The organism is Bifidobacterium moukalabense DSM 27321 (assembly GCF_000522505.1).
GTDB classification, from domain to species: domain Bacteria; phylum Actinomycetota; class Actinomycetes; order Actinomycetales; family Bifidobacteriaceae; genus Bifidobacterium; species Bifidobacterium moukalabense.
Map to the genome: position 1 here is coordinate 350,126 of NZ_AZMV01000004.1, position 18,794 is coordinate 368,919.

Below are 18,794 nucleotides of genomic sequence, written 5' to 3' on the forward strand. Positions count from 1 at the left end.
ATTCAGATCCGAAAAAGCTTGTATGGGGATGACTATCAGCATCATCCCCATACGGGCCCGGTGGGCCGGACATATGTTCCGTCAGTCTTTGACGATGGTTTTGCCGGCCGTCGCACCTGGCGTCAGATCCTGGATTTCCTTGATCTCCAGCACCGGAATGGTCATGGGCTTCTTCGTGCCGCGTTCCTCGGCGACCTTGACCTGGTCCTCGTAGATCGCATCGTCGTCGTGCAGCACGACATTGCCACGGAAACGATAGCCTTTCTTCTGTTCGAGGTTCGCGACGGCGACGACCAATTCGCTGCCGTCGAGCAGGTTGCGATACATCTGGCCCGCCGTACGTTCGTGGTAGCCGATGTGGTTGTCGTCGATGATGAACATGCTCATCTTCGGTCCCAAATCCACATGGCCGTCCTTGCCGATGGTCGCGACCCATGCCAGATTGTCGTTAAGGAATTCCTTCATCTCCGCAGTGAGATTCGCCATGATTGCAATCCTTTCCAACTTGTGCACCTGTGGTGCATAGGTGTGTTTCCAGACTACGGCAGGAACGCCTTCGACACATGTTCACCCTGCGTGAATGCCGTCGTACCGTCTTCGCCATACCGACCCCATTGCGGTGGCATCCGGCCCATATCACCGCCGGGCGAGCGACGGCTTCATACGAAAAAAGGCTTCCGGAAGAATCCGGAAGCCTTGCTTGTGGAGCTAAGGGGATTCGAACCCCTGACCCTCTCCATGCCATGGAGATGCGCTACCAGCTGCGCCATAGCCCCGTGTCTGCTCTGCAAACCTTGTATAAGATACATCGCAGACCTGAATCATGCAATCCCGGCGTGTCGTTCGGGGACCGGGATTGCATGACTCAATGCGTCGTTCCGGTGTCTCCGCTTGAATTCGTGCCGGTTCCGGAATCGGATGATCCGCCGGTCGAACTTCCGGAAGTCGAACCGTTTGAGGTGGAGTCGGATGAGCTCGAATCGGAGCCGGTACCGGAATCGGTACCGGAGGAATCCGAACCGTCGGTCGACGACGAGCCGCCATCGGTGGTGCCCGTGCCGGAGTCGGTCGAGCCGTTCTTCTTGGAATCGGTCGAGCCGCTGGTTCCGGACGTGCTGTCGGACGTGCCGCCGGAAGTCTTGTCACCGCCTCCGGTGGTTGACTGATTGGCCGTTCCGCCGGTATCACCGGTTCCGCCCGTCGTGGAACCGGTGCTTGGGGTCGGGGTGCCGGAAACGGTACCGCCCGTGTCGGTGGAGCTGGAGCTTGGCGAGGGGGTGACCTTCTCGTACACCACGTCATGCACCACGGTGTCCGTACCTTTGCCGTGGGTGAGAACGAGGATGAGGCCGGCACTCAGGCCCACGCCGACCAACGCGCTGACGAATGCGATGATGGCCGGCGCATATTTGCCGTGCAGCCATGACATGACACGGTTCTCTCCCGCATGATGCATGGTCCGGGATTTGCCGTCGGTGGAGTTTGCCGCATTGGTGTGCGGCTTGGTTTCCGCATTGTGCCCAAGATCGGTCAGCACGCGCGTGGCTGCGCCATTATCGGCGCCGGAGGTGATGACCCTTGGAGAGCCTGATATCACCGCGGTCTGGTCGGATGTCATGACCGTGGTATCGTCTCCGTCATGCCGGACCTTGCCTATGACTTGTGTGGCATCCGTATCGCCGTCGGTCGTGGCGGTGTTTTCGGAGGTTTTCCCGTCCGAGTTCGAACCGAACGGCACCGCGTTCTGAATCTTCTCCCCCGACGCCTTCAACACGTTCTTGTAGATCTGCGTCGAGACCGCGGAGACGATGGATCCGGCCGCCACACCGATCACCGATCCCGCTATGCCGATTTTCGCGGAAAGCAGGAAGGATGTCACCGCCGCAAGCGCGCCTGCGGAAATTGACGAAAATGAGATTCCCTTGAAAAAAATTCTTCACAGCACACGACGATAGCGAGTATCGCTTCAAAAGGACTGGCGATTGTGTGAAAATTCGTGGAATCCTTAAAATCCCAAGCGTTACAGACGCGGATGCTCCCATTGTTCGGTATCGGCGATGGCCGGACCGTGATTGTAATCCAGCAATCTCCAGCGTAACGTGCCCTCGATTTCGATCGGCACGAGACGCACCCAATGCGCATTGCGCATCGAAAGAATGGAGGCGAAGTCAGGCCGCACTTCGTTCAGTCCCAACAGCGTCTGCAGCGTCTGTGAGATCCAGGCGCCATGGGAGAACACGAACAGGTCGGTATCGGTTCCGGCGCGCATGGCCCAATCGTTAAGGGCCTCCACGCCACGTCTGCCGACATGCTCCTTGGTTTCCGCACCGTATTTGACTTCTCCGCCGCGAAACTCGGCCCAGGAACGATAATCCTCCGGATAACGCCTGGCAAGCTCCTCCACGGCAACGCCTTCCCAATCGCCGAAACTGCGTTCACGTACACGTTTGTCGGCATGCACCGCAAGCCCCAGCGGATCGGCGAAGGCGTGTGCGGTGGCGGCCGCACGGGCAAGGTCGGAACAGACCACCAGCCGATTGGGAATATCCGGACGGTGATCCACATAGAGCTCACGCAAGGCCTTTGAGGTCTGCTTCACCTGCCACTCGCCCACTTCGTCAAGGGGAATGTCGATCTGCCCTTGCAGACGATGCTGCGCATTGAACGCGGTGCGTCCGTGACGTACCAGCGTGATGGCATGCACATGCTGTGGCACCTTGCCCTGTGGTTCGATCGTTACGTTGCGCGGCATGCTTCTCCTTGCGTTTCGGGCTATTCCGCTCCGACGGTTTCCTCCGCCGTGTCCCGCGCGTGGTCCAGCTGGAGGTCGATGTTCGGGCAATCCTTCCACAGTCGTTCCAAGCGATAGAAGTCGCGTGATTCCTGATGCATGACATGAATCACGAAGTCACCATAGTCGAGCAACACCCACTGGCCCTCGGTCAGGCCCTCGCGGGAACGCGGCTGGCGCTTGTTGTCCTTCAGATAGAGATCCTTCTCGATCTCCTCCGCCACAGCCAGCACCTGACGTTCGTTCGAGGCTCCGGCGATCATCATCAGATCGGTGATGGCCAATGGTTCGGTGACATCGAAGGCCACGATGTCGGTGGCCTTCATGCGATCGGCCGCGGCTGCGGCGATGCGGATGGCGTCGATGGAATCTTGTACTGCCGGCATAATCAGCGCTCCCATTCGGGCTTCCAGCCCTCTACTACATGTTGTGTGTTTTCGGAATAGACCATGGATTCGGCCGGCACGTCATGCCGGACCACGGAACCCGCACCTGTGGTCACGTCGTCTCCGACCTCGACCGGGGCCACGAACAGATTGCCCGCACCGACGTGCACGTTCGACCCGATGGTGGTGTGGTGCTTGTGCACACCATCATAGTTGGCGGTGATGGTGCCGCCGCCGATGTTGGTGTGCTCGCCCAGATCGGCATCGCCGACATAGCTCAGGTGCGGCACCTTGGTGCCGTTGCCGATGTGCGCCTTCTTCATCTCTACGAAGGCACCGGCCTTGGATTCCTCACCGAGGTCGTTGCCTGGGCGCAGGTAGGTCCATGGACCGATGTTGGCGGCGCGGCCGATATGGGTCTTCTGCACGCGGGAACGTTCCACGTGCGCTTCGGCGTCGATGACGGCGCTGATCAGCGTGGTGTAGGGGCCGACTTCGGCACCCTCGCCGATCACGGTATGGCCCTGGAGGAAGCAACCCGGCAGAATCACGGCGTCGCGGGCGATCCGAACATCGTCTTCGATCCATGTGGTGTCCGGGTCAAGGATGGTCACGCCTTCGCGCATCCAATGTTCGCATACGCGCGCGTTGTGGGCTTTGGCGAGGGCGGCGAGCTGCATGCGGTCGTTCACGCCCTCCACGCTCAGCGGGTCGGAGGCGGCGAACGCGCCTACCGCGCCATGCGCCTTGGCCGTTTCCAGCGCATCGGTCAGATAGAACTCACCCTGGGCGTTGTCGGAATTCAGGTTGGCGATGGCCTCGGCCAGCAGCATGGCGTCGAACACATATACGGAGGTGTTCACCTCATGCACGGCCAGTTCACTGCTGTTGGCGTCCTTCTGTTCCACGATGCGCAGCACGTTGCCTTCGCTGTCGCGGATGATTCGCCCATAGCCGGTCGGGTCATCGAGAATGGTGGTGAGCACGGTCGCTCCGTTGCCGCTCTGTTCATGGAAGGCGAGCAACCGATTCAGCGTGTCTGCGTCAAGCAGCGGCATGTCGGAAGCGGCAATCAATACGACGCCGTCAAGTGCCCCATGTTCCTGCAATTGGGCCATGGCGCACTGCACGGCACGGCCGGTGCCCGGAATGTCGTCCTGGTTGACGATGGTGACACGCTCATCGTAGGAACGCGCGGCGGCCGCGACACGCTCGGCCTGGTAGTGCACCACCACGGCGAGCGTGTCGGGATTGAGTGCCGATACGGAATTCATCACACGGTTCAGAAAAGTCTTTCCCGCCAAGGTGTGCAACACCTTCGGCTTACTGGAACGCATGCGGGTGCCCTCACCCGCGGCGAGGATGATTGCGGCGCTTAATGCCATCTTCCGCCTTCCGTCTTTTGATTCTCGTCAACAGAGGATATTCTGCCGTGCAATCAGTAAGTGCACCGGATATCCATACCGTCTCCTCAAGGCCAGGGAAGCCATTCACGCCACCGTTCCTGTTGCATTCGCATAATAGGTTATACAGCGTGCAAGTTTCCTTGAATCTTGTGGGAAACGGCCTTTTTCTGTTCGAGGATTATAACCGTTGGGGCCGGACAGAGCAACGCAGCGTTCGGCACGGCCGCAGTCGGAGATCCCCGTTGCCAGATCCTCCGCGCACAGCAACTCCAGTATGCGGTAGCGTGTAAGGGGTAAGCGTTTTGGATCCTTCTCCTAGGCAGACAACCATCTTGTTTCCGCAACAGCATGCAGGGAATAGATCGAACGGAGCACAGATGAAGAATACAGCCCCGTTCGAGCAGCATTCCAAGAACTGTTATTCATCGTACAGGCTTGACGAATAAGCATTTCGCATAGTTTGGCATCGCATGTTTTCAGATGCGTGACACTTTCGACACGCTGTGTTGGCGGCATATGGCATAATGAATACTCGGCGAAAAGCTTTTAGGATTTTTGCCGTTCCCCCATGGTGTAATGGCAGCACACGGGTCTTTGGAACCCTTTGTCTTGGTTCGAGTCCAGGTGGGGGAGCCTGAAAACGGGTCCTCTCGGAAAGTCGGAGGGCCCGAGTTCCCGGACAATTGTCATCTCGAAGGATTGATTTTCTTAAACGCATGATGGGTAATCGGCATCAAAGTGTCTCAATCTTCCGGACATGATTCCCGTTCGCCGTTGTCGCGCCCAGTCTGAGACGGCCTATCTCTTCGGACTGCACGGTGAGAACGGCAGTTGACTCTTCTCCCCCCGCCTCTTCCAAGGTCTTCGGCAGTTCTTTGCCGGCACGTCTCATGTATTTGAGGCAACATGTGAGCACTTTGAGCAACTTCTTCGGGCTGGTCTTTTTGACGTTATCGTCGTCCGAACCGTCATTGGGCGTGCGCCATCGTCGTGGATGCCACGTCTGACTGACCAGCCCTCCTTACCTCGAGTCCGCTCATCCAGACTCTTCTGGGCGTACGGAACGATACGCACCATTGGAGAATCCGCCCGAGATTTGCGCCGCTAAAATCTGGGAGGACTCCGTAGCGGAGGAATACGCATTCTTGTATGCACTGGTCGCGTAGTGCATGACTCCCTTTTCCCGTTCTGAAAATAGATAATTATGTAGTTATGCCTTACGTATATGGAAACACTTTTAATTTCTTATATGTAAGAGATGCCGACATCAATCATTCCATTTGGTATTTATCAAAACGCCTTTCGTTCCAGAACCTCACCCTTAGTCACAGACACAGTCAAAATCAAGGCCATTTACTGAAACGGCAAGTTTCCCATTACGACGTAACCTTAAATTGGGAGTAAAGCATATCATAATTCCTGGGGCATAATGAGCCAGTTCATTACCCTTTAACGAGAGCATTCCCAACGCCAACCAATCAGCAGCGGACAGTAACACACCTTTCTAAATCGGCTCATGCACCCTCTCCTCTTCGTAGAATAGGAAAAGTCATAGGCGACGGATAATCAATATCTGTCTCCGACATCGGAGGTTGAGCTATGGATTGTGCGAAAATGATGAAAGATAATAGAGAGATAATCGTCTTCGCACGTGAAATCGATGACAGAAACAAAAAAACATGTTCCTCGGGGAGCGCGTTTCAAATGTCCCTATTGTGATCGTCCGGTCGACCTTGCCGCCTTGGACTCCAAGAAGGTCAGAACGTATTTCAAACATCATCGGAACGATGATCTTGCGAAGTTCTGCGATGAATATGTCAGCGGTAGTGGATCCGAAAATCTCCTTACGCGAAATCCGGTCATTCCCATCTTCCTTGAACGAGAGGGCGGATCCACGAATCGTTACGTACTGAAAGCAGGCCTGTACGGAATCGGACAAAGACTGCGTGATGATCTGAGGAAAACCGTAGAAGCTTATATGTCGGTCAATGGACGAGTGTATTCGCTATGGCAAATGGCATCGGAATCCCTGAAAGCCCCCATCCGGAAACTGTTAACGCTGGAACTCAGCAAGGTGGTAACGGTAACAGCTTCCGAATCCATACTCAGCAGAATCGGGACAGTCGAAGACTGCAGAACCGGCATGGTATTCACCAGCGACTACGACGGCATCCCAACGGATCATGTCATTCATATCGGAGTCAGGATTCGGCACGGAAACGACGTATACGCAGGACGGCACTATTGCCTTGTCCTTGATTCGGGAGAGCCGAAACTGACCCAGTCAGTCGTGAAATCCTTCGATACCGCGAAAAAGATAGGAAGTCTCGCGGCCAACAACCGTTTTACCGTTTGGCTGGTTTCCGTCTCCACGTCATCCTCCAAAAGAGACGATGCTGCGAATATGTTTGCCTCTTTCGGCTGCCGTCTTACCGATGAGGAGAAAACGGTTGACCTGCTTTGGCCTCCGTCCCTCACTTCCAACGGAATGGATCAGCCACTGTTCGAAAACACACCTGTCATATATCATGAGCCGGAGGGGAACGCTCGTCCCGAAGACGCTGGGATGGTTCGGATCATGCACCCTGCGGCGACCTACGGGCTGGGAGACGACTACATATCCCCGTTCGGATATATCGGAACGGGCAAGAACGAGTGTATCTACGAATTGGATACCGGTTTTCTGGTATCCCGGCCGGATGAATTCCACACATGGCGGACAATAATCCGAGACAGAATCGACTGGTCGGCATTCGTGACATCGGGATACGACGAGTCATCCGTGAGTTTGACATCGGGTGACAAGCCGATTCTTACCAGCTCATTCCCCGTGGACGTAGAGATACGGTCAAGGACGGGAGAAGCCTGGAGCGAAAGTCTGCTTAAAAGCGAGAGAACGCTCCCGGCACGGCGGAAGGATTTGGTTCTAATCAGAGCCGCGAAAGGAGCTTTCCCAAAGACGTTCCTGTTGCGTTTTAATGATGTCGGCAAAGCGGAAGAGTCTGCCGCACGATCAACCGCCAAAACCGATACGAGGTTGCTGTTGCGAAAGACAAATCTTGGCACGTCAATCGCAATGAAACGTACTGGAATCAAGGTTGGAAAGACGAATACGTCGAGAAGCGAAACGGTAGTCCGAGCGAGAAGAGGAGAATAAAAATGTTTTGGGGACAGGAATATGCAAGGGAATCGATTTGCATGGTCCGGTATAACCACGATGGCACGGTCAACAACTATCTTCGTCTTGCCGACTGCGATTCCCAATCTCAGGAGAACCCTTTCATATGGCTGAACCTTAACCGCTGGATCGATAAGGATAATCCGGACGATCCGAGAACTTTATACTCGCGAAGCATCACCAGCAACAGTAAACGTTTTTGCTGGTGATTTCGTACGTCTGAGATGGAAACCGAATTCCGCAAGACCGGATAGGCCGACCATAGTCGATCCTTTTGATTCTAAGTATCCATCATACGATACCAATCCGCGAGATCTCATCGAGGTAATCTACCTGACCGAGAATGATGCCAAACTATCTGAAATGCTTTCCATCGGATTCGAATACCAAGGTCGACCTACAGAACGAATCCTCATTGCATACAAGCGCTGCAAGAGGAACATGCTGGAAGCGGCCCTACTGCAAAGCAGCAAACTTGAATTCCACGATGGGAAAGCGAAACTGCAAAAATACATGCACGACGGGAAGTTCACAGCACTTTGTTTCCTTATCAACGAGAATGATGTGCAGGAAATGCCCAGACAGTTTGGGGAAGAGACCGTAAGAATGCTCTACTCCAAGGCTGTCCTTCCAAGTCCCAAAGGCAGTGTGCCAATCAGGCCTTTTGAGGACTACGCCGATGATTACCTGAAATGGTATTGCGACCAGTCCGGTTTTGATTACTCCAAGGAAGATCGCCAAAGAATCGGAACCTTGTTCAAGGAGACTATCAGTTCACCAATCTCGCTGGAGGATTATTCGGGAAAACCTTTTGATACCCGTGACGAAAAGCTATATGCCCATGCAATACAAAGGTTGATGCACGCCGATGATGATTTGATGAATCGAATCATCACCCATGTACTGGCGACGGACAAGGATTTTCATCAGCAATGTCTCAACACGGTCCTTGCAGGCAAGGACAAGGAGATAGAGGAGAAAAAATAAGACATTCCGAGATGTTGAACAGCGGGTTCAACAGGGACACAATGAACTGTCCATTCTGGACCAGCTCAAAAAAAGAAGACGAGGCTCAACGTGAAGAGCTAAGCACGACGCTTTCCGACCTTGAAGGAAAAATAAAGGAGGCAAACCAGCGTCAGAACGAAGTACTGAAAGAGATGGAGGACAATATCGCCTTGAAGTTGGGATTGCGGAGCCTTGCTAGAGCTATTCCATCCGGCGGTAGTTCCTTCCCCACGCTTCCGTCTCCCCAACCCTTGGCCGATATGTCACGTAAAAAGACTATCGACGATGAGGAACTCTCCATGATTCTCGAAGATAATCTCGATGAATCCATTTTTGCGCTTGGTGGGAATGATATCGAAGGATTGGCAGCCGGACTACTGGCGACGTTGGCCGCGACGAGGTTCCTTGCGGTGGATTCGGCCTTCTGTAATGACGTCGCAAACTCATTGGCATTCACCTTGAGCGGCAAACCCGCCTACCATTTTCCAGTGCCATCCGATTGGAGCGATATAGATACAACGTTGGAGAAGCTGGATGAGGCCGATTGTTCCGTTCTGGTTATGGATAATGTTTTCGACACTATGAATGAGGCATTTTTTGTTTTCGCTGCTTCGGGCAAGAACAAAAAAGATCTTCATCCTGCCCATTGGCGCGCATGGCAATCTCAAACTCCTCGCGCCAGAGCTATGGGGACAAATTTTCTATGTGTCTTCAAATGATTTCGCTCGGGATCCATCCTATGAGATAGAGAATTACTACGCGCCAAGCAAGCTGGCGAATATCGAGCACGTCGAGTTCAAGGTGGACGATTTACGGTCATTGCCTGAAACGCTCAACAAGACCGTTCCAGGCAATGCCCTTGTACTACCTTGTAAGATACTCACGGCATTCCGCAAAATGGTCCGACATGGCAGTAATGAGACTGGAGAAGAGAAGCGGCGGAAGGAGAAGAAGGCCATGGACGAATTCAGCAGGTGGACAGCCGACCATCAGCTCATTCTGGCATACGCCTTCGCCGGACCGGAGGGAATGATGATGGTCGCCGACCCTTTGGATGACCGGAACAGGGCTGAACGGCTCCTGCGGAGAATCGACAGGGATGCAGCCAATGAAGTATGACGATCTGCTCAGCATTATGGCTACGGACCTTGGCGTCAGGCGATACCGGAATGAGACGGACGAATCGTTCGGCATTAGAACGGTTTATTCCGCATCACGGTTCTGGATCGAAGCCTTTTGTCTGGATGACGGACGAATGGGGGCTGACGGATGCCGGCCTGGCACTATCTCGAGAAGGCTGAACCTTTGGCTCAGGCGAATCTCCCTCATATATCCGTTCATTGGGCAATGGTTCGGGGACCCTCCGGCATCCAAACTCCTTTACGACAAGCTCATCATGGTCGGAGACATCATCTCTGAAAACAGCGGCGGAACGTACAGGTGTCCTTCCCGTCATACGATTCAAATCAGCGATGACTTGAAAGCACTCCTGGGCGTCTACGACATGACAGGTAACGTCATGTCTCTGCCGATTTCGGGAATGATGCTTTCAGCACGTGAACATGGGAAACCACAGGTTGAACGCAACCCAGCATGGTGGGATCTACCGCGGGAGTACCATGTCTGGTCATCCTGCACGGACGAACGGGTCTACGAATACGCCGACCCGTTCCGACAAAACGTTAGGGACTGTTGGGCGGCGAATCCCATCCTATTGGATGGGATTGGGATCGGAAGAAGAGAGGAAGCCTATAGGCGCAGCACGTACTTTCTGCTACGCGACCGACGAGGCGACATCGAGGCGAGAATCATCGACGGCTCCCAGTGGAAGCCTCTGTACACCCATCTAAGGAGCGTCGCGGGGAATCCCTACTGGGCGGAGCTGGAACCGCTGGGAGAATCCCATACCAGGATCAAGACACCTTTTGGCATGCTTCCAACGGAAATATCCAGATGGCTGGATTTCATGACCTGGCCTGAAAAAGCTCCCGACGACGAAACCATGCGGATAATCCGCAACGAACTGTTAGAAACCGCTGTGGATATGCTTGAATCCTGCGGAATCAAAGTAAGGAGCAACCGAACATGCCAGTCCAACTGAGTATCGCCGATACCGAGAAAGCCATTTCGAACAGACTCGTCAAATACATCGAGACCGAATACTTCGGCAAAACGCCCGAGCTCCTCTCCAGATGCGAGAAAACACTCGCTGCTCCTGGAACGCTGTTTCAGAAACCGTATCTGGAAGCCACGAAAGCCTATCAGCTTGCCGATGGAGGCATCGGAAACGCTGCGGTTCCGGAACGAATCAAGGCTTTTCTTCAGAATATGGCGGAAAAGGACAAGGGAGTGTTCGCCCAACCATACAGCCATCAGGTCGAATCCCTCGAGTCGTTCTGGAACGGTTGCGACGTCTTGGTCTCCACAGGAACAGGTTCCGGAAAGACGGAGTGCTTTATGTGGCCGCTCGTGTCCAAAATGGCGGGAGAGGCCATGGGATTGACCGATAGACGGTCCTCATGGGAGGAAAGCCGTGCGGTCAGAGCACTGGTCCTGTATCCGATGAACGCGCTCGTGTCCGACCAGGTCGGTCGTCTGCGCAGGATGATCGGCGACAGGCAAGGCAGTTTCCTTGACATCTGGAAGAATTCCGTCAGGAACGTACGACGTCCCCAATTTGGCATGTATACCGGCAGGACTCCTTACGCCGGCGACGCGAGAAACAAGCAGCGAGACAAGGAATACGCCGAAACACTGAGGAAGGATTTCGGCGAGCTTGGTGAGGGAGACAAGCTCCATCTGTCGGAAACCGGCCGTTTCCCAGAAAAGAAAGACATCCTCGCCTATACGGATGTGATCGCGGAAGGCGGAGACGGATGGAGTTCCTTGGACACGGAGATGCTGATGCGCTTCGAAATGCAGCGACATGTGCCGGACATACTCGTAACCAACTATTCCATGCTGCAGTACATGCTCATCCGGGCAACGGAAAACGGCATCTGGGAGAACACCGCGAAATGGCTGGAGCGAAATCCGAAGGAACGGATTCTGCTCGTGCTTGATGAGGCGCATATGTACAAAGGCGCCGCCGGAGGCGAGGTGTCGCTGCTGCTGAAACGTCTCGCGGCAAGGCTTGGCGTCGGAATGGGCCGGTTCCAATTCATCCTGACTTCCGCCTCCATTCCGGAGAATCATGAACCGGTCGAGCGTTTCTTCGAGGACATGGCGGGCAGATCGGCTTCAAATCTGCGCATCATCACGGGCAAGGAGCAGGAAGTCATCCGTGGTTCCCGGATTCTTTCCGCGAAGGACATAGTGGCTGCCACTGGAGCCGGTAATGATGCGGATACTTCGATGATGCGCCTGCGGCGGTTCCTGTCGGGAATCGGCCAGCCTGTACCGGAGAGCATGGATGAGCAGATGGTCCGCGAGCGAGCCGGAGAAGAACTTCAGAAGATTGAACGGTTCGGGGCGTTGGCGGAAATTCTTCGTCGGAAAACGATGACCTTGGAGGAAGTCGCGGAAGAAATCTTCAAAGACGAGCCTGAAGCCGTCAGGGCGACCGACATTCTGCTGAATATCGCCGCATTGGCCTTGGATGAGGGACGGCCGCTTCTGCCGACACGTATGCACCTGTTCATCAGAGGAATCCAATCGCTCACGGTCTGTGCCGATCCTAGATGTATCTATGCGGAAAAAAAGGACGATCTGCCACTCGGCAAGACGTTCATCAACGGGTCAGCCGGACACTGCTCCTGCGGCGCGAAGACCTACGAACTGGCCACCGACCGTACTTGCGGAGCATTGTTCCTTAAAGGCTATGCCAATCCCAGCGATGACGACTTCTTCTTCTGGAACGAGAAGCCTGTCGGCAACAGTGAAATCAAAGCGCTCAGCGTCATGCCGATAGCGGAAGACTCCCGTCCGGACGACACCAAGACAGGATGGCTCAACACGGTATCCGGCAAGATATACCGTGACGACCATCATGGACAGTCCCATTTCTCGCATGTGGCGTTCTCCTTTGACCAGCCCAAAGACATGGACGGCAAGAAGATGCAGTTCACCACCTGCCCGAAATGCAGCGGTCGTCTTTCGGTCAGTGATTTCACTACCAAGGGCAATGAGCCGTTCTACAACGTCGTCGCCGAGCAATTCTCTTTGCAAGAGCCTTCGAGCAATCCGGAGAAACTATGGAGAAACCCGAATGCCGGAAAGAAAGTGATCCTCTTTTCCGACAGCAGGCAGGCTGCCGCCAGGATAGCGCTCGACTTAACCGAATCCTCCGACAAAGATCTGATGCGTAAGCTACTGTGCAGGGCGGCATACGACCTGTACCGAGAGTACAGAGAAGAGGCAACTGTCAGCGCGGTCTATCCAATGCTCCTGAAAACCGTGTCGGAACATGAATCGCGTATCTTCTACGGCAACGACCGCACGACCATTATGGGAAAAATCGAGAAAGACCAGAGAAAATACGAAAACCCTCGACGCTTCAAAAAAACTATTAGTCGCAGGTGATGAAAGCGCGCCGCAAGAATACCACTACCTCCTTTTATCGCTCATCTGCGATCGCTATCGTTCTCTCAGCGATATGACAATCGGATGGATTGATCCGACCGACGACGTCATGGAAGATATCGATGGCGACCTCGATGAAGCTGGAATCTCCGAAGCGGAATTCAAGTCGATTTTCTATGCGTGGAGCGAGTATCTGCTCATTCACAACGCCGCCCTGAACCCAAATATCAGTTGGTCCACTCGCGATAGGGCAATGCCTTTTTCCGCGGAATATGGGGTGGACAATGACAACATTTTCAAGGGACAGACGAGGGGACAACGTTCGCTGTACGAATTCCTGAAGAAACGCTTCAGTGCGGACGAAATGGCGCATATTGAGCACGCACTGGACCATTTCCTCGAAACATCAACAAAAAAAAGTCCAGTATAAATTCTTGGATCCGCATTGCGTCACATTGAGGATCGAACCGAATGCGCGGTGGAAGGTCTGCGACCGATGTGGTAAGAATGCCCCCTATGATTTATGGGGCAAATGCCCTCACTGCAAGCAAGGCGAAATGCATGAACTTACGGATTTCAGCTCCGTCGCATTTTGGCGCGATCCGATTGTAAAGATTCTCCAAGGTGATGACGATTCCCTGCGCGCGAGAATCAACACTGAGGAACATACAGCGCAGCTATCCCATAAGGATGGCCAGAACGAGAGCTGGTCCACCACCGAGGAATACGAAATGCGGTTCCAAGACATTTACACATCCGACAACGAAGATCCCGTGGATGTCCTTTCCTGTACGACAACAATGGAAGTCGGCATCGACATCGGATCCCTTACGGCGGTGGCACTCCGCAACATTCCGCCGATGCGCGAGAACTACCAGCAAAGGGCCGGACGCGCAGGACGTCGCGGCTCCTCAGTGTCCACCATCGTGACGTATGTCGATGCCAGGCCTTTCGACAACCATTATTTCGAACATCCAGACAGTATTGTTCGCGGGGAACTGAGGGAACCGCATGTCGACGTGGACAACGAAAAGCTGATTAGACGGCATCTGGCGACTATTCTGCTCACCGATTTCAGTGCTGAGCAAGGATTTTCGATGGAGAACGTTACGATTGAGAATTTCTTCGAAAACTATTGGAGAAATTGGAACTCCTTTCTTGAATCGTACGACTTCAATGTCATCATCCGGCATCAGCTGATTCCACGGGATTGGAGACTGGATGCCAACAAGTTCCGTCGTGCCCTGTCCGTGGAGTTGGACGACCTTAAAAAGGATTTTGAAAAATACGGAGAGAACTATCTGTCCGCCGACAATAAAACCTACAAGAGCCTTTTGGATAGTCTCCTCGAAGCGGCCATACTCCCGACGTACTCATTCCCCCGCAACGTCACCGGATTCGACATTGAGGATCCATCCGATGTCAAGAAGCTCGAGCAGCGGCCGGAACGGTCCCTCGATATGGCCATCAGCGAATACGCTCCAGGGCGAGAACTCATCGTGAACAAAAAAAGGTACATTTCCGGTGGAATCTACGCACATTCGTCGAGATTCGCCAAAAAGCAAGGTACCTCATTCGAGCCGGCGAAGAAGTACTTCGATAACAAGGACTACCACAACGAAGTGCTCCTCTGCACGAACCCGACTTGTGGATGGTTCGGATTCGAAAAGGAGCTACGTAAACCCGACCGTTGCCCGTTCTGCAAGGAACCTGGACTTGAACGCAAGCCGTTCCTTAAGCCGTGGGGATTCGCGCCGAAAAACGGAGATGCGTCTCCGTCGGCGAGCGAACGTTCCGAATTGTCCTTTGCGGAACCACCTTTCTACTCCGCGACGCCTTCCGAAGAAATGATGGGCACCGATTACAATCACATTGAATACAGCGAAAGACACGACTGCTCCCTCATGGTGATCAACAAAGGTCCGAATGGCGAGGGATTCACAATCTGTTCCCATTGTGGAGCCGCTTTCCCGACGACGGATTCGGCAGGAGTCGAAAAATACATCAAAGCGCCTTACACGAAGACTCCGCAGAATCGGCTACCTGGCTGCGCGCATGATTTTAGCCGTGGCCTATACATCGGAGACGTGTTCAACACGGACATGATCATATTCGCCCTCCGCCTTGATCCAAACGAGGTGAGCGTCAACCAGTCGAATAAATGGCTTAAACGAGCCCGCGTGTCGCTTGCTGAGGCGATGCGACTTGCCGCCGTTGATCTATTGGATATCGATTTCAACGAATTATGCGTCGGTAGCCGCACACGTCTTGACGGGAACGGCGGATCCGCTTTCGCCGACGTGTTCCTTTTCGACTCTCTCTCCAGTGGCGCCGGATATTCGTCCGCTCTGTCCAAGGGACATAATCTCAAAAAAACTCTTCGACAAGACCAGAAGCATCCTCAACGGCTGCGATTGTGAAGAGGCTTGTTTCTCCTGCCTGAAGCACTACTACAACAAGCAATTCCATAATCAGCTCGACCGTCACGCAGCGCTCGATCTGCTTGACTATGCAATGAGCGGAACAGTAAAGGGCCGTGTGTCCGACGAGGACGCACGGATTGCCTTCGCGGCCCTTGCAGAGGTGATTCAGAATGATACACGGTCCATGTGTTCGTTCAAAGGTGACAAGATGACCTTCATGTTTGACGGGAAGGAAACAGTTCTTACCTGTCTTCCGGATATGAAACCCAAATCATCCGCTTCCGCGGTGAATGAATGCTGGCAATATCAGCTAAAGCATAACGTCCCAGGAATCGTTGATGCACTTGCAAAAGGACGGACGGGGAACCTCACGTTGTTTTAATTCCTCAGATTAACGTTCTTTCCCCATCATCTTGACGATTGCGTTATGACAAACATGACGCAATCGTCAAGAAAGACGGTGGTGCCACTGGCCATCGTCGGATTGGCGGAGAGACCGCGACTGGCGGCGAATGTGCGATGCCACTCGTCAATCTCTTCCGCAGCAACAAAAGAAATCATGCCAGCGAGACGGCTGTTGGCCGAAAGGTCTTCCGCGGCGTCGCGGTGGATTTCATTGACGTCGTCGTCATCCAAACTCTCTGACGCCGTCCAGCCGGTCAGAAAGAATTTCGGCGTGCATGGGTAACTGCCTGAACTCCTCGCTAGGATGGAGGCTGGTCATCGCCGGACAAGGGAATACACAAATGTTGTCCGATGTTTCGACGGCATACGAACTCATAGAAGTGGAGGACGTATCGCATAGCGCCAACTTCTCAGCGTGCGGTCATTTCGACAAGTTCCAATTTGAAAAGACCGTTGTCTGGGTTGTATTTGTCTACTGTCGCCTTGACATGGATGTTCTGTCCCTCATGGACGAAAGAGGACAGTCCGACCGAACCGTTATGGAAATCGCTCCATATGATTCCCTCGAACCTGAAATTCGGCCCACTGACACTGTCCGTGTTGTAATCGCCGCCATATACCAACGTGTAATCCAGCAAGAAACGGGGATGCTCGTCGCTGGGTATAACGTTTGCGATGTTGTCATCGAAGGTGGTGCGGCCCTTGTATTTCTCCGCGAACGCGGCGACGGATGAATCGTCAGGATCTTTCAGCGCGAGCAACGCCGCGAACTCCGGATTGTTGGCGGTCGTGATGACGCCGTCGCTATCGGGCTGCTGCTGGAATTCCTGCTGCTGTGATTCCTTCGACGACGTGGTCTCATTCTTCCGGACGGTCAACGTGACCTTGCCATCCGTGGTGGATTGCCTCGCCTTGATAACGGTCTATTCCTCGCCGTTCCGCACGTACGTCTTCACCGTTGAAGTCTGGTCGCTGCCGTCGCCTCCGTCAATCAAGAAATTATAAGCCAAGTTTTTCCCGTCAAGTTCCTCCATCACGTCCTTCGTAGAATGACCTTTCTACGCGTTCGTGTCGATCGTCGTGAACGAGGGTGCGGACGACTCATCCTTATCTCCAGAGTCGGGAGTGTCTGAATACGACGGAGTCAATGCTGGATCGTTCTTTCCCTAATCGCTGGATGGCTGGCTGGCGCAGTACGCGATGCCAACGAGCAGGAGAAGTGCTGCCACACAGCCGATAAGAATTGTGAGTCCCCGCTTGTCCTTCAGCAATGCCGCGAAACCGTTAGACGTCGCATTCCCCTTCGTTCTTGTGTCGGATGGACTGTTCGCCGGACTGGTTTCATTTCTCGTCGGAGGGCCAACACAACGCAGGCGTCATATCGGACTTCGCAAGCGTATCGTATGTGGAATCCGGTCGTTCCGATGGGTTCTCATCCGCCTCGTCCGGCAGGTTCGCATCGCCGTCGGGCTCTGCAGCCGAAGCGACGTCGATCAGCGCCATCACGTCCGTCGGTTCGGAGCTGGCTCCACCCGGAACCGTGGGAAGTGTGACCGTCGGGGCCTGTTCCTCCGGAACAATTTCCACGGTGGCGTTCGGCTCCGCGTCTTCAGCCTTAGTTCCCGCCCGGCCGTGTGGGGCGGTGTTTTCGAGGATGTCAGAAAATACCCTCCGTGGTTTGTTGCCGGGAGAAACCGGCTTAGTCCTCACGGACGGAGAATCGTCATACAGGGGTTCGTTCCAGACCTGCAAGGTTTCGGCGGTGTGTTCCTCGGCATTCCACTCGCGCAGCTGTTTCCTTTCCTCACACACTGAACGCGCCTCATCGATGGAATCTCCGATGATCTGAGTGGCATTCTGCATGCGTGAGGTCGCCTTCCTCACCGTCTCATTGGATTGGATTCCGTTCCATGCACGGGCCGAATGCTCGCGCATCACATTGATCCTGTCCTCGCGGCTATCTTCTGCCACAATACGGTCTACTTCGCTTTTGGCTTTGGAAAGCACCTCCTTCGCCCTGGTCCTGCCAGCTTCGAGTTTCCCTTCCAGATCATTGTCCTTCGCGAATTTTTCGGCGCTTTTCCTGGCTTTAGAGAGGAGACCGCCTAAAACCGTCGGCTGCGAAGCCGGACGCGGTTCCGGTTGGGATCGAGATGATGCAGAGGCCAGAGACCACGGAACGGATGGATACTGACTCGGCACCGGTTTGGGCAATTGGCCCATGTCGGGCTGGCCCATAGGCATAGCGTGTCTTCCGGACGGACGGCTCCTCAGCGTCTGAACTATCCGATCGAGCACCGGACCCACGTCGTTCATGGCATATCCGCCCATATATGTGATGGCGAACGGGTGCTGTTCAACGTCATCGGCGGACAGTCCATATCCGTTGCGCAGGGTTTCGATGCATTCCCGGAGAATGCATCCACTTCATCCGTCCTGTATCCTTCCGCGGTGGTGAGTCTGCTGCTACTTCCTGTTTGATTTTCAGTTCAACCAACGACGACGCCATGACCGGTTTACGCATGGAATCGCTTCGCTTCCCATCCGCAGCCATCCATGTCTCAGCGGTAACGCATGAATTGCAATGCTTCTGTCGATTCTCTGATACGGATTTTCATGTTTTCATTCACGCCTTCCTAACGAGCTTTTGTCTTGTAGCATTCGACGTCGTGGATG

Annotated in this window: 18 protein-coding genes, 2 tRNA genes and 1 pseudogene; 11 read left to right on the forward strand and 10 right to left on the reverse strand. The window is 54.2% G+C overall.

The window, feature by feature from the left end; all coding sequences use genetic code 11:
• Positions 1-81: 81 nt before the first annotated feature.
• The 6 genes from BMOU_RS05605 to glmU all read right to left on the reverse strand — a co-directional run bounded on the left by BMOU_RS05605 (position 82) and on the right by glmU (position 4,562).
• Positions 82-486, reverse strand: a complete 405-nt coding sequence (locus BMOU_RS05605; protein WP_034875609.1) for a pyridoxamine 5'-phosphate oxidase family protein — start codon at positions 484-486, stop codon at positions 82-84.
• A gap of 217 nt (positions 487-703) precedes the next feature.
• Positions 704-776, reverse strand: a tRNA-Ala gene (locus BMOU_RS05610).
• An 89-nt stretch (positions 777-865) separates the two neighbouring features.
• Positions 866-1,879: an ABC transporter permease gene (locus BMOU_RS05615; protein WP_235143720.1), complete on the reverse strand. Its 1,014-nt coding sequence runs from the start codon at positions 1,877-1,879 to the stop codon at positions 866-868.
• 141 nt (positions 1,880-2,020) lie between these two features.
• The gene (locus BMOU_RS05620; protein ID WP_034875613.1) at positions 2,021-2,752 is read right to left on the reverse strand and encodes a histidine phosphatase family protein; all 732 of its coding nucleotides are present in this window, start codon (positions 2,750-2,752) and stop codon (positions 2,021-2,023) included.
• A 20-nt stretch (positions 2,753-2,772) separates the two neighbouring features.
• Complete coding sequence (rsfS, locus tag BMOU_RS05625) at positions 2,773-3,177, reverse strand: ribosome silencing factor (protein ID WP_137648302.1); 405 nt, start codon at positions 3,175-3,177, stop codon at positions 2,773-2,775.
• A gap of 2 nt (positions 3,178-3,179) precedes the next feature.
• A complete protein-coding gene (gene glmU / locus BMOU_RS05630) occupies positions 3,180-4,562 on the reverse strand; it encodes a bifunctional UDP-N-acetylglucosamine diphosphorylase/glucosamine-1-phosphate N-acetyltransferase GlmU (RefSeq protein ID WP_034875619.1) in 1,383 nt (460 codons plus the stop codon).
• A 583-nt stretch (positions 4,563-5,145) separates the two neighbouring features.
• Between glmU and BMOU_RS05635 the strand changes: the two genes are divergently transcribed.
• The 7 genes and pseudogenes from BMOU_RS05635 to BMOU_RS11830 all read left to right on the forward strand — a co-directional run.
• A tRNA-Gln gene (locus BMOU_RS05635) sits at positions 5,146-5,216 on the forward strand.
• Positions 5,217-6,324: 1,108 nt separating this feature from the next.
• Positions 6,325-7,740: a hypothetical protein gene (locus BMOU_RS05640; protein WP_152535083.1), complete on the forward strand. Its 1,416-nt coding sequence runs from the start codon at positions 6,325-6,327 to the stop codon at positions 7,738-7,740.
• Positions 7,741-8,202: 462 nt separating this feature from the next.
• Positions 8,203-8,748 carry a hypothetical protein gene (locus tag BMOU_RS05650; RefSeq protein WP_235143721.1) on the forward strand — a complete coding sequence of 182 codons (546 nt, stop codon included), beginning with the start codon at positions 8,203-8,205 and terminating at the stop codon, positions 8,746-8,748.
• Positions 8,749-8,789: 41 nt separating this feature from the next.
• On the forward strand, positions 8,790-9,488 hold the full coding sequence (locus BMOU_RS05655; protein ID WP_152535084.1) for a hypothetical protein: 699 nt from the start codon (positions 8,790-8,792) through the stop codon (positions 9,486-9,488).
• Positions 9,475-9,888 carry a hypothetical protein gene (locus BMOU_RS05660; protein ID WP_034875635.1) on the forward strand — a complete coding sequence of 138 codons (414 nt, stop codon included), beginning with the start codon at positions 9,475-9,477 and terminating at the stop codon, positions 9,886-9,888. Before BMOU_RS05655 ends, BMOU_RS05660 begins: the two co-directional genes overlap by 14 nt.
• Complete coding sequence (locus BMOU_RS11825; protein ID WP_034875638.1) at positions 9,878-10,870, forward strand: hypothetical protein; 993 nt, start codon at positions 9,878-9,880, stop codon at positions 10,868-10,870. Before BMOU_RS05660 ends, BMOU_RS11825 begins: the two co-directional genes overlap by 11 nt.
• A 227-nt stretch (positions 10,871-11,097) precedes the next feature.
• Positions 11,098-11,325: pseudogene (locus tag BMOU_RS11830) on the forward strand (DEAD/DEAH box helicase); the annotation flags it as partial.
• Here BMOU_RS11830 and BMOU_RS11595 read toward each other — a convergent pair.
• On the reverse strand, positions 11,287-11,697 hold the full coding sequence (locus BMOU_RS11595; RefSeq protein ID WP_235143723.1) for a hypothetical protein: 411 nt from the start codon (positions 11,695-11,697) through the stop codon (positions 11,287-11,289). The pseudogene BMOU_RS11830 and the gene BMOU_RS11595 sit on opposite strands and share 39 nt — an antisense overlap.
• Here BMOU_RS11595 and BMOU_RS05670 point away from each other — a divergent pair.
• From BMOU_RS05670 to BMOU_RS11600, 4 genes are all read left to right on the forward strand, one after another.
• Positions 11,674-13,290, forward strand: a complete 1,617-nt coding sequence (locus BMOU_RS05670; RefSeq protein WP_235143724.1) for a DEAD/DEAH box helicase family protein — start codon at positions 11,674-11,676, stop codon at positions 13,288-13,290. The genes BMOU_RS11595 and BMOU_RS05670 overlap by 24 nt on opposite strands.
• A gap of 109 nt (positions 13,291-13,399) precedes the next feature.
• Positions 13,400-13,720 (forward strand): hypothetical protein, encoded by a 321-nt coding sequence (locus BMOU_RS05675; RefSeq protein WP_034875645.1) that lies wholly within the window; start codon positions 13,400-13,402, stop codon positions 13,718-13,720.
• Positions 13,721-13,847: 127 nt separating this feature from the next.
• Entirely contained in the window at positions 13,848-15,710 is a 1,863-nt protein-coding gene (locus BMOU_RS05680; protein WP_034875648.1) for a helicase-related protein, read from the forward strand.
• 94 nt (positions 15,711-15,804) lie between these two features.
• On the forward strand, positions 15,805-16,095 hold the full coding sequence (locus BMOU_RS11600; RefSeq protein WP_235143725.1) for a hypothetical protein: 291 nt from the start codon (positions 15,805-15,807) through the stop codon (positions 16,093-16,095).
• Between the two features lie 26 nt (positions 16,096-16,121).
• Here BMOU_RS11600 and BMOU_RS05690 read toward each other — a convergent pair whose 3' ends face one another.
• From BMOU_RS05690 to BMOU_RS05700, 3 genes are all read right to left on the reverse strand, one after another.
• A complete protein-coding gene (locus BMOU_RS05690; protein WP_034875653.1) occupies positions 16,122-16,349 on the reverse strand; it encodes a hypothetical protein in 228 nt (75 codons plus the stop codon).
• Between the two features lie 179 nt (positions 16,350-16,528).
• The gene (locus tag BMOU_RS05695) at positions 16,529-16,996 is read right to left on the reverse strand and encodes a DUF4839 domain-containing protein (RefSeq protein WP_034875655.1); all 468 of its coding nucleotides are present in this window, start codon (positions 16,994-16,996) and stop codon (positions 16,529-16,531) included.
• 463 nt (positions 16,997-17,459) lie between these two features.
• Entirely contained in the window at positions 17,460-18,089 is a 630-nt protein-coding gene (locus BMOU_RS05700) for a hypothetical protein (RefSeq protein ID WP_137652103.1), read from the reverse strand.
• Between the last annotated feature and the right edge of the window lie 705 nt (positions 18,090-18,794).

Bases quoted from the DNA above. Each gene is read 5' to 3' on its own strand.
- BMOU_RS05605 (WP_034875609.1), bottom strand. From the start codon at position 486: ATGGCGAATCTCACTGCGGAGATGAAGGAATTCCTTAACGACAATCTG.
- BMOU_RS05620 (WP_034875613.1), bottom strand. From the start codon at position 2,752: ATGCCGCGCAACGTAACGATCGAACCACAGGGCAAGGTGCCACAGCAT.
- rsfS (WP_137648302.1), bottom strand. From the start codon at position 3,177: ATGCCGGCAGTACAAGATTCCATCGACGCCATCCGCATCGCCGCAGCC.
- glmU (WP_034875619.1), bottom strand. From the start codon at position 4,562: ATGGCATTAAGCGCCGCAATCATCCTCGCCGCGGGTGAGGGCACCCGC.
- BMOU_RS05650 (WP_235143721.1), top strand. From the start codon at position 8,203: ATGCTGGAAGCGGCCCTACTGCAAAGCAGCAAACTTGAATTCCACGAT.
- BMOU_RS05655 (WP_152535084.1), top strand. From the start codon at position 8,790: ATGAACTGTCCATTCTGGACCAGCTCAAAAAAAGAAGACGAGGCTCAA.
- BMOU_RS11825 (WP_034875638.1), top strand. From the start codon at position 9,878: ATGAAGTATGACGATCTGCTCAGCATTATGGCTACGGACCTTGGCGTC.
- BMOU_RS05670 (WP_235143724.1), top strand. From the start codon at position 11,674: ATGCGCTTCGAAATGCAGCGACATGTGCCGGACATACTCGTAACCAAC.
- BMOU_RS11595 (WP_235143723.1), bottom strand. From the start codon at position 11,697: ATGTCGCTGCATTTCGAAGCGCATCAGCATCTCCGTGTCCAAGGAACT.
- BMOU_RS05675 (WP_034875645.1), top strand. From the start codon at position 13,400: ATGGAAGATATCGATGGCGACCTCGATGAAGCTGGAATCTCCGAAGCG.
- BMOU_RS05680 (WP_034875648.1), top strand. From the start codon at position 13,848: ATGCATGAACTTACGGATTTCAGCTCCGTCGCATTTTGGCGCGATCCG.
- BMOU_RS11600 (WP_235143725.1), top strand. From the start codon at position 15,805: ATGAGCGGAACAGTAAAGGGCCGTGTGTCCGACGAGGACGCACGGATT.